Origin of the sequence: Vibrio sp. L85 (genome assembly GCF_963871815.1) — a bacterium.
Classification (GTDB): Bacteria; Pseudomonadota; Gammaproteobacteria; order Enterobacterales; family Vibrionaceae; genus Vibrio; species Vibrio harveyi.
This window is the reverse complement of the sequence record NZ_CAWMYL010000224.1, coordinates 1-217: the sequence shown is the minus strand read 5'-3', so window position 1 is coordinate 217 and position 217 is coordinate 1. Positions and strand designations below refer to the sequence as shown.

Annotated in this window: 1 protein-coding gene; it reads left to right on the top strand. The window is 51.2% G+C overall.

Features of this window, described 5'->3' with window-relative positions; translation table 11 throughout:
• On the top strand, positions 1–217 hold a 217-nt coding region (locus AACR11_RS21205; protein ID WP_323128444.1), incomplete at both ends, for a TraD N-terminal domain-containing protein.

Here is a 217-nt window from a genome sequence, read left to right as displayed (position 1 = left end):
TGCCATTTGGGCGGTCATTGCCTTAACCGGATTTCTCACTTGGCTTCGCGCCCCTAACAATGCCTTTTGGTCTGTGTTTTATTACTGGCGCAACCAAATCTACGCCAACCTTGGACACGACCTCAATAGTGACGTCACGACCTTCTGGGATGGTAAGCGCTACGTCGGCACCCTTGCCTCTCAATTAGAAAACACCCAGCTCATCACTCTCTACGAC